The 6,662-nt window shown below is 72.2% G+C and carries 8 protein-coding genes and 1 pseudogene; 1 reads left to right on the top strand and 8 read right to left on the bottom strand.

Annotation, left to right across the window (positions count from 1 at the left end; genetic code table 11):
• From PROKR_RS38230 to PROKR_RS20890, 3 genes and pseudogenes are all read right to left on the bottom strand, one after another.
• Window positions 1–179: pseudogene (locus tag PROKR_RS38230) on the bottom strand (serine O-acetyltransferase); the annotation flags it as partial.
• The gene (cysK, locus tag PROKR_RS20895; RefSeq protein ID WP_036966815.1) at window positions 179–1,114 is read right to left on the bottom strand and encodes a cysteine synthase A; all 936 of its coding nucleotides are present in this window, start codon (window positions 1,112–1,114) and stop codon (window positions 179–181) included. The pseudogene PROKR_RS38230 and the gene cysK, both read right to left, overlap by 1 nt.
• Window positions 1,115–1,586: 472 nt before the next feature.
• Window positions 1,587–2,351, bottom strand: coding sequence for a lytic polysaccharide monooxygenase auxiliary activity family 9 protein (locus PROKR_RS20890; RefSeq protein ID WP_084800572.1), 765 nt, complete (start codon window positions 2,349–2,351; stop codon window positions 1,587–1,589).
• Window positions 2,352–2,557: 206 nt separating this feature from the next.
• Here PROKR_RS20890 and PROKR_RS20885 point away from each other — a divergent pair, with 206 nt between their 5' ends.
• Window positions 2,558–2,887: a nuclear transport factor 2 family protein gene (locus PROKR_RS20885; RefSeq protein WP_036966812.1), complete on the top strand. Its 330-nt coding sequence runs from the start codon at window positions 2,558–2,560 to the stop codon at window positions 2,885–2,887.
• Between the two features lie 6 nt (window positions 2,888–2,893).
• On the opposite strand, the gene cutA is transcribed toward PROKR_RS20885, so the two are convergent.
• From cutA to PROKR_RS20865, 5 genes are all read right to left on the bottom strand, one after another.
• Entirely contained in the window at window positions 2,894–3,019 is a 126-nt protein-coding gene (gene cutA / locus PROKR_RS32920; protein ID WP_157602387.1) for a divalent cation tolerance protein CutA, read from the bottom strand.
• Window positions 3,020–3,514: 495 nt separating this feature from the next.
• On the bottom strand, window positions 3,515–4,219 hold the full coding sequence (locus PROKR_RS20880; RefSeq protein ID WP_036966808.1) for a class I SAM-dependent methyltransferase: 705 nt from the start codon (window positions 4,217–4,219) through the stop codon (window positions 3,515–3,517).
• A 104-nt stretch (window positions 4,220–4,323) separates the two neighbouring features.
• Window positions 4,324–4,938, bottom strand: a complete 615-nt coding sequence (locus tag PROKR_RS20875; RefSeq protein ID WP_036966806.1) for a hypothetical protein — start codon at window positions 4,936–4,938, stop codon at window positions 4,324–4,326.
• Between the two features lie 66 nt (window positions 4,939–5,004).
• A complete protein-coding gene (gene erm / locus PROKR_RS20870; RefSeq protein ID WP_036966803.1) occupies window positions 5,005–5,826 on the bottom strand; it encodes a 23S ribosomal RNA methyltransferase Erm in 822 nt (273 codons plus the stop codon).
• Window positions 5,827–6,060: 234 nt separating this feature from the next.
• A partial coding sequence (locus tag PROKR_RS20865) for an FtsX-like permease family protein (protein WP_036966800.1) occupies window positions 6,061–6,662 on the bottom strand: 602 nt, incomplete at its 5' end.

Raw genomic sequence — 6,662 nt, 5'->3', positions numbered from 1 at the left:
GCGGGCAGGCGCATCGCCGGGAACCGCCACAGACGGTGCGCCGCGCGGTACGCCCAGAGGGCGTGCACGCCCGGGTAGGCAAGCGCGACCTCCAGCCGGGACCGCGCGGCCGGGTCGTGGGCGCGCGCGGCGTCGAGGTCGTCGGAAAGAACCCCGAGCAGCCCGCGCCCCCGGGCCATCAGTCGACCAGGCCCTCGAACAGCGGCGTGGACAGGTAGCGCTCGCCGAAGTCGGGGACGACCACGACGATCGTCTTGCCGGCGTTCTCCGGGCGCTTGGCGACCTGGAGGGCCGCGGCGATGGCGGCGCCGGACGAGGTGCCGACCAGCAGGCCCTCCTCCTTGGCCGAGCGACGCGCGGCGTCGATGGCGGTGGCGAGGTTGATGTCGATGACCTCGTCGTAGACCTCACGGTCCAGGATGTCCGGCACGAAGTTGGCGCCGAGACCCTGGATCTTGTGCGGGCCGGGCTGGCCGCCGTTCAGGATCGGCGACTCCTCGGGCTCCACCGCGATGACCTTGACCTCGGGCTTGCGCTCCTTGAGCACCTGGCCGACGCCGGTGATGGTGCCGCCCGTGCCGATGCCGGCCACGAGGATGTCGACCTCGCCGTCGGTGTCCGCCCAGATCTCCTCGGCGGTCGTGGCGCGGTGGATCGCCGGGTTGGCGGCGTTGGCGAACTGCCGGGCCAGCACGGCGCCCGGACGCTCCTGCGCGATCCGCTCGGCTGCCGCGACGGCGCCCTTCATGCCCTCCGCCCCCGGCGTGAGCACGAGCTCGGCGCCGTACGCGCGCAGCAGCGCACGGCGCTCCTTGGACATGGTCTCCGGCATCGCCAGGACCACCTTGTAACCACGGGCCGCGCCCACCCAGGCCAGGGCGATGCCCGTGTTGCCCGAGGTGCCCTCGACGATCGTGCCGCCCTCCTTGAGCTCACCCGACTCCTCGGCGGCATTGATGATGGACACGCCGATGCGGTCCTTCACGGAGTTCGCGGGGTTGTAGAACTCGAGCTTGCCGAGAACCGTCGCCTCGAGTCCTTCGGTCAGCCGGTTGAGCTTGACGAGCGGGGTGTTTCCGATGAGCTTGGTCGCGTCGTCGTAGATGCGGGCCATTGTTCTTCCTTCGCTGGGTGGCGGGTCTGGCTTGGTTCGTGCGTTGCCGGACGTCGGCGCCCTGGTCGCGCGGGTGCGCGCCTCGGGGCCGGCGTCGAGCGTCTGGGGCAGGTGTCGGGGCCGGAGCGTCCCGCTGGCGACCCGGCCACGCGGGCGGTGCCGGCGCGGTCAGGTGCGTGCGGACGCTCTACAGACAGCCTCGGTGGCAGCAGCCGGTCACGCACATCGAGGGCGCGGCGACCGGGAGAAGACGGGTGGGGAGTGCGGAGCGCACGGTGCTCAAGACGTCCTCCCTGCGTGTGGCGGCCAAGGGGCCGCACGGCTGCGTGTTTCCGTGCCGAGTGGTTGGCTCGACTCGTGCAGGTTACGCGGGCGCGCACTGTGAGACAAGATCTGTCTCAGGTATCGATCGTGTCGATGCTTCGCGCTTGCTTGCCCCGCCCAGGAGCGGGGCAAGCAAGCAGGTCAGCGATCAGGCGGCGGTCTGTCCCAGCCGGAGCGCCGTGGTGACCGGCATCCCCGCCGTGCCGGACGCGGAGCCGGGCTCGCCCGCCGCTCCGTCGATGTTGATGTCCGAGCACAGGTAGTAGGGCTGGTCGAGATGGGACGCCTGCCAGATCGTGTACAGCACGGCGCGGCCGCTGTACCCGGTGAGGTCGACGTCGGTCTCGTAGGTGCCCTGCGAGGGGTAGGGGTCGGTCTCCTGCACCAGGTCGAGGTCGTCCCAGCCGAGCGCCTCCGTGGTCGGGTCGAAGCTCGGCTTGGAGACGTAGATGCGCAGGTAGTCTGCACCGTGCTGCGCCTGGTCGGTCAGGGTGAGGTGGAACTGCTGGGGCACGTCCTTGGCCACCCACTCGCCCGGGGTGTCGAGGTAGTCGTAGCGCGGCGACTGGGTGCGGCCGCCCGAGCAGAGCTGCCCGTCGGGGATGACGGCCTCGTGGTTGCCGCCGACGTTCTCCCGGTACAGCCCGTTCCAGTTCCACATGGCGTTGGGGTCGGCCTGCCAGGCGCCCCAGCACATGGGGTCGAGCTCGGCCATCTCGGGGTTGAGGTGGTCGCTGCCCCAGCGCTCGAAGCAGCCGTAGTTGCGGGTGGGCGGGTCGGTCACCGAGCCGTGGGCGGCGGCCGGCGCAGCCGTGACGGTGTCGGCCGCGACGACGGCGACCATGGCAAAGGGCGCGGCGAGGGCCACGGCGACGGCGAGCGTGAGACTGCGCGCGTGCGCACGGATGGACATGGGTTCCTCCAGGTGCTCGTGCGGGTGCGCCTGGCGGGGCCCGCCACGGCGCGTGCAGGAACCACTCTCCGGAGCGGGGACGGGCGAGACCACGGGGTGAAACGGTTAAGACTGCGACGTGGGCGCGCGGGTCTTCCTCGCCGGCCCTGCGCGGGGCGGCGCGTGCTGCTTATGGTCAGGACAACCGACCGCCCAGGAGGCACTCCATGGCTGCTCCCGACCTGCCCGCCGCGATCCAGGAGTTCATCGACGCGACCAACGCCGGCGATACCGAGCGCTTCGTCGCCACGTTCACCGACGACGCGTACCTGAACGACTGGGGGCGCGAGTTCCACGGACCGGACGGCGTCCGGAGCTGGAACGAGACCGACAACATCGGCATGAAGAGCCATTTCGACCCGGTCGCCGTGGAGCCGGGCGACGGACCCGACGCCTACACCGTCACCATCAAGGTGACGAGCAACAGGTTCAACGGGACCGGGCCGTTCAAGTTCGACCTGCGGGGCGGCAAGGTCGCGAGCCTCGTGCTGAGCTGACGCCGCTCAGCGTGCGTGGTTCAGCCCGTGCGCCTCAGCCGCGCGTGTCTCGGTGCGCATCCAGTCGAGGTAGTCCGGGGTGCCGGCCAGGATCGGCAGGCTGATGATCTCCGGCACGTCGTCGGAAGCCATGCCCGCCAGGCTACTGGTGCGGTGCCTGCACCCGTCCGATAGTGGGTGCGCGGGGAGAACACGTCTGCCCGGGGTGGGTTGCTCTCAGTGGACATTGTCCACTCAGAGCAACCGACCCTGCGGGGCACGTTGCCCGGAGTGGGCGTGTGGAACGATCCCGTCCGTGGGCAGCGAGGCAGAACGACCGGCGTTGATTCGTCTCGGTTACTGAGACGGAGAGGGGCCGGTGCACTACCTGCAGGAGCACTCCGTGCGGCTGCCGGCGGCCGTCGTCGAGCATGTCCGGGCGAGGACGGAGCAGCTCGAGCGGGCGCCGGTCGACGATGCGTGGTGAAGGGCCCACACGTCGTGGCAGTGATCTGTCTGGCAGCTGACGAGTGTGCTGGGCACGCTCGTCCAGCGGTTCGACTCGCACAGCTGGACGTTCAGCCAACCACCACGCGGCGACGAGGTCTCGAGCGACGTTGTCCGCGCCCGGCCCGGCGAGCGCGTGTCTCAGCGGGCCTCGAGGACGAAGAAGAGGAACGACACGAACGCCGTCCGCTCGCCGCTGGCGATGCGTGGCGGGAGGAGCTCGGGCGGGGTGTCCGGCGACGGCGCGGGTTCGGCCATGGAGGTGATGCTGAACCCCGCGGCGGCGAAGGCGTCGGACATCGCGTGCAGGGGTCGGTGCCAGAACGTCAGCGTCCCGGGCTGGCCCGCGAACTCGAACTCGTCCGTGAACTGCCGGGTGCCGAAGTAACCCTCGTCCGGGAAGAGGAAGGGCCGGGCGAGCGGATGGTTCACCGAGAGGATGAGCCGGCCGCCGGGCTTGAGGACCCGGTGCAGCTCGGCCAGCGGCGGCTCCCAGTCCTCGAGGTAGTGCAGCACGAGGGAGGAGATGACGTCGTCGAAGGTGTCGTCCGCGTAGGGGAGCGGCTGGGCGAGGTCCGCTACGGTCAGTGGGACGTCGTCGCCGAGCCGGCGGCGGGCGAGCTCGACCATCGCGGGGCTGCCGTCGAACCCGCTCATCTCGGCGCCGCGGTCGCGCAGCTCGGCGGACAGCGGTCCGGAGCCGCAGCCCGCGTCGAGGATCTTCCGGCCGCGCACGTCGCCCGCGAGGCGGAGCATGGCCGGTCGTTCGTACCAGGCGTTGAGCAGGCTCCCGGCGTTCTCGGCGTCGTAGCTCGCCGCGAACTCGTCGTAGTGGTCGGCCTTCATCGGATCCCCTTCGCGCGACGGTCGGTGTCCTGCGGGACGCTATCGGCCGGGTTCGCCGCGCGCGCCGCTCTCCCCCAAGAGCGCCGGGTATCTACCGGGCACGTTCACCAGATCGCGACCTCCGCGCCCAGCTCCAGGCCGTTCTGCGTGGCCCGGGCCGACGAGATCGCCACCTCGGTCTCGTCCTCCGGGAACGCCACGCCCTCGACGAGCTGGTTCAGCTGGTCGTTGCCGAGCTGGTCGGCCACCGCGGCCAGGGGGAGCGAAATGCCCGCGAACTCGACGGACTCCGCGCGCAGCACCGCCCGGCCGTTCTCGGCGACGACGGAGAGTGCGACGTCCACGTTCTGCTCGCTGCCCGCGATGGACAGCGGAACCTGCGCCACCAGGCCGCCGGACTGCGGCGTGACCCGCAGCTCCGGAAGCTCGGTGGCCGAGCGGGCCATGTCGGTGAGGGCCTCCGGGGAGACCTCCGCCCGCACGGTGGCCCGCCCGGTCGCCAGCTGCACGAGCGCGGGCGTGTCGTCGCGCTCCACCGTGACGCCCGCGGGCAGGTCCGTCTCAGCGGCCGCGATCCGGTCGTCGATCACACCGCGCAGCAGCACCTCGGCCGCCACGCCGAGCGCCACCAGCACGGCGACCACCGAGACCAGGACGACGATCCAGCGACGGCGGGGACGGCGGGGTGCGCTCGGCGGCGGGGCGGCGTTCGACGACATGTGCCCTATTCGACAGCATCGTCATGCCGGACTCATGGTGAACCGCTGGGCATCACGTGATGGGTCTCATCTCGGCCGCCGCCGCACGCTCGCCGCGTACGCGTCCACCCAGGCCCGGGCGTCGAGGTCGCGGGGCAGGGCACCGGGCCGGACGCCGTTCGCGCGCGCCCAGCGCCGGACGTCGCCAGGCCCGACCCCGGTGCGGACCAGCACCTCGTGGACGCCCCGGCCGGGACCGTTGAAGACGGTGGCGGCGAACCGCTGGTAGCGGCCCAGGTCGGCCACCGGCACCAGCGGCTCCGGACGCCGGTCAATGACCAGCAGGCCGGCGTCGACGCTGGGCCGCGGTCGGAACGCCGAGGCGGGTACCCGCCGGTCCAGGCCGAAGGTGAACCACGGCCACCACTGGGCCGTCAGGAGCGTGGTGCCGCCGACGGCGGCGCGCTTGCGCGCGACCTCCCACTGCGTGATCAGCACGGCGCGCTGCCAGCCGGTCAGCGTGAACAGGCGCCGGAGTACCGGGGTGGTCAGGTGGAACGGCACGTTGCACACGAGGTCGTACGCCTCGGACGGCGGTGCGTGGCGCAGGATGTCGCCCCGCGTGACCGTGACGTTCCCCGGGGCGATCCGCCCCAGCCGCGCGACCGAGCGCGGGTCGATCTCGACGGCCTCTACCGGCCGGCCCAGCCGGGCCAGGGGCAGGGTCAGCGCCCCGCGTCCGGCGGCCCACTCGACCAGCGGCCGGTCGGCGCGCGGGACCAGGGCGACCGTCCGGTCGATCACCTGCGTGTCGACCAGCAGGTTCTGGCCCAGCTCGTGGGCGCCACCGGGATCGTTGCCCGGCGGGAGGCGGAGGTCCGCGGAACGGGAAGAGCGGTTGCGCGACATGGGTGTGCTCCAGGATTCGTCGGCTGACAGAGAATCCGGGCAGCACGAACGCGCCGCCCGGCGGGAGCCGGCGGCGCGGAGCACGCGCTTGGGGTGGTGTGCGTTCCGCGCCGCTAGCGGGCGGAACGCTGCCTGATCATTGCGTTCATATCGCGGCCGACCCTACGGGCCGGCCCCCGCGAAGGCCACGGCTTTTTTCGCCGGGACCAGCGCAGGGACAGCCGCGAGGTCCGTTCACTCGCTGCGCAGCCCCTCCGGCCGGGTCAGCCGCCACAGCAGCGGCAGCCCGGCCGCCGTCGTGAGCAGCACCACCAGGGCCGCCGCGCCCGACGTCGCGCCCACGCCGACCCAGTCGAACCGGACGGGCGCCTGGACGGCGACCTGGAGCGCGAGCGCCAGCACCGAGCCGGTCACCACCGCCAGGGCCAGCCCGAGCACCACCGGGATCGCCACCTGGAACAGCACCGAACCGCTCAGGGTGCGCCGCCGCGTGCCGAACGCGACCAGCACCGCCAGCAGCCGGCGGCGTTCCCGGAGCTGCTCGACGACGTTGACCAGCATGCTCGCCCCGACCAGCAGCAGCAGCGCGACCGTGCCGACCAGCAGCACCTGCCGGATGCCGCCGAGCGCCGCGGAGATCCCGCGCTGCTCGATCGGCGACGCGTACGCGACGGGGTCGACCTGCGCCGCCGCCGTCCGCAAGTGGTCCAGGGCGTCCGGTTCGGCGGGATCGAGCGCCACGTACGTGGTCACCGACATCGGCTCCAGGCGCACGCCGTCCAGCGCGCCGGGCGTCACCAGGATGCGCGGCGGGCCGCCGCCGTTCAGGGCGGTCA

This window comes from Promicromonospora kroppenstedtii DSM 19349 (assembly GCF_000515355.1).
GTDB classification, from domain to species: Bacteria; Actinomycetota; Actinomycetes; order Actinomycetales; family Cellulomonadaceae; genus Promicromonospora; species Promicromonospora kroppenstedtii.
The sequence above is the reverse complement of the archived record's forward strand: the minus strand, read 5'-3'. Positions and strand labels throughout refer to the sequence as shown.

Bases quoted from the DNA above. Each gene is read 5' to 3' on its own strand.
- cysK (WP_036966815.1), bottom strand. From the start codon at position 1,114: ATGGCCCGCATCTACGACGACGCGACCAAGCTCATCGGAAACACCCCG.
- PROKR_RS20890 (WP_084800572.1), bottom strand. From the start codon at position 2,351: ATGTCCATCCGTGCGCACGCGCGCAGTCTCACGCTCGCCGTCGCCGTG.
- PROKR_RS20885 (WP_036966812.1), top strand. From the start codon at position 2,558: ATGGCTGCTCCCGACCTGCCCGCCGCGATCCAGGAGTTCATCGACGCG.
- cutA (WP_157602387.1), bottom strand. From the start codon at position 3,019: ATGGCTTCCGACGACGTGCCGGAGATCATCAGCCTGCCGATCCTGGCC.
- PROKR_RS20880 (WP_036966808.1), bottom strand. From the start codon at position 4,219: ATGAAGGCCGACCACTACGACGAGTTCGCGGCGAGCTACGACGCCGAG.
- PROKR_RS20875 (WP_036966806.1), bottom strand. From the start codon at position 4,938: ATGTCGTCGAACGCCGCCCCGCCGCCGAGCGCACCCCGCCGTCCCCGC.
- erm (WP_036966803.1), bottom strand. From the start codon at position 5,826: ATGTCGCGCAACCGCTCTTCCCGTTCCGCGGACCTCCGCCTCCCGCCG.